Here is a 1,942-nt window from a genome sequence, read left to right as displayed (position 1 = left end):
CCGCGGAACCGCGCCGCGAGGCCGGGCGTAAGCCCGACGGCCATCGACGACTTCGATGGCCATGGCCATGGCATGCGCTCACGTCGACGCCTCGATGATCCGGATCGAGCGGCGCGGACACACCGTCCTGATCACAACCGACTACGCGGCCTAGGACCCGGCGTTCGCCTCCGCCGCGATGCGGTCCATCTCGTGGCGGACGATGCCGTCGGGGGAATCGGCCGGCGGGGTCGGCAGGACGACCTGGCCACCCGTCCGGCTCGGCAACAGCACCACCGCCGTCGCCGGCGACGTCGTCACCCCCCGCTGGTTCTCCGCCCACACCTCGATCTCGACCTCGTTGCGGACCTCGGCCCCGCCAGGCCCGGACACCTGCCGCTTGTCCGTCACCCGGCCCTTCAACCACGTCGTGTCCCCCACGAAGTTGAACCGGCGGTGCTGCACCGAAAGCTTCCACAGCCAGCCTTCGTCACCGATCCAGTCCGTCAGCAGATGGCACAGCCACGTCTCCCGCATGGCGCCGTAGTCGTACGACGTCGGCAACCCCAGTTCCTGCGCCCGTGCCGGTTCCCAGTGCAACCGTTGGACCGTATCCGGAATGTTCAGGGCGTTCGCGGGATACAACCCCGGGGCCTTCGCCCGCACCCGGTATGCCAACCGGAACGCGCCCGGCGGAGTGAGCTGCATCCCCCAGCCCAGGTGCCACACCACCACGTCCGTCGTCGTCAACGGACCCTTCACCTTCGTCGGCAGCTCCTCCCCCACCACCACGTCCTCGAAATACCGCGGTTCCCCGCCCCGCCGCGACTCCGCCGCGTACAAGGAGTCGATCTCCGCCAACTGCTCCGCCGAATACGGCTCCGGCAGGTCATGTTCCTTCCTGCGCTCCCGCGACGTGTGCCGCTCCGCGTTGATCCAGGTGCCGCGCTGCAGGCAGGTGGGCTCCCCGTGCTGATTGGCGAAGATGAAGTCGTGGGTGACGTGCGCGGTGCGGCCGCCGAAGGAGCTGGGCTTCGCCACCACCCCGACCTGGGTGCGCAGGCAGCGGGCCCGGTCGCCGAGGGCGAACGGGCGCCACCACTCGAACTCCATCACCGCCTGGTAGGAGCCCAGACCCGCGAACGGGTCGCCCTTGAGCAGCGCCTTCGTCTCCGGGTCGGGCCTGGGCGCCGCGTCCTCGCCCATCGTGTACAGGAAGGTCGGCGGCGCGATGAGCGTCCCCCACCGGGTGCCCTTGGCGTAGTCCGGATCGCAGTACAGCGGGTTGTCGTCGCCGTAGCCGTAGGCGAAATGCCGGGAGGCGTCCCAGGTCACCTCGTAGTTGTGCGGCGGGTTCGGGAGGGGCTGCGGCACCCCGATCCGCCTGCGCGACCGCTCGAAGGCCGCGTCCGTCAGGACACCGAAGCGCTCAGCACTCTCATCCATCACCTAGTTATAACAGATAACTATGTTCCCGTCCGCCTCTTCGGGGCGCGCCGCAGACGCCCAGGACTGCCCATCTCTCCTGGTCAGGGCGCTCCCGGCCGCCGCACCCGCGGCCAGCCGGCGCACCCGGCCGATCGACCTCGCCCCGTCGCTGTCCGATTCCACGGCGAGTTTCGGTGACAAGCTCTCCCGGAGCATGCGGGCCGTTCGAGGTGGTGCAGAAGCAGTTCCACGGGAAGATCTTGCCGGGGTGAGCGTGGCGGCTACGTGCCTGACTCACCCGTCCAACGGCGTGACCGCGCCCATCGCCTCGTCGAGCAGTGCCGCGAGCGACGCACGGCCGCCAGCGTCGCACCACGCGCTCTGGGCGACGTCGAGGCAGGCCAGGGCGGCCGCGACGACAGCCGCGGCACGCCGTTCGGCCCCGCCGGCCCGCTCGTCGGCAGCGGGCGGACCAGCCGCAGGCTCCACCCCCGCCGACGGATCAGACCCGGTCAGGGCGGGCGCGGCCGGGGCG

1 protein-coding gene and 1 pseudogene are annotated in these 1,942 nt (G+C 70.7%); both read right to left on the bottom strand.

All coding sequences use genetic code 11. From position 1 onward, the window contains the following. Positions 1 to 150: 150 nt before the first annotated feature. Positions 151 to 1,425 (bottom strand): FAS1-like dehydratase domain-containing protein, encoded by a 1,275-nt coding sequence (locus NBZ85_RS30750; protein WP_261559468.1) that lies wholly within the window; start codon positions 1,423 to 1,425, stop codon positions 151 to 153. 276 nt (positions 1,426 to 1,701) lie between these two features. Next, positions 1,702 to 1,942, bottom strand: a pseudogene (locus NBZ85_RS30745) (hypothetical protein); the annotation flags it as partial.

The sequence above is a fragment of the Frankia tisae genome (genome assembly GCF_025403405.1).
In the GTDB taxonomy this organism is placed as follows: Bacteria; Actinomycetota; Actinomycetes; order Frankiales; family Frankiaceae; genus Frankia; species Frankia tisai.
The sequence above is the reverse complement of the archived record's forward strand: the minus strand, read 5'-3'. Positions and strand labels throughout refer to the sequence as shown.

What these genes read in the sequence shown, in the direction of transcription:
- NBZ85_RS30750 (WP_261559468.1), bottom strand. Translation starts at nt 1,425, where the DNA reads ATGGATGAGAGTGCTGAGCGCTTCGGTGTCCTGACGGACGCGGCCTTC.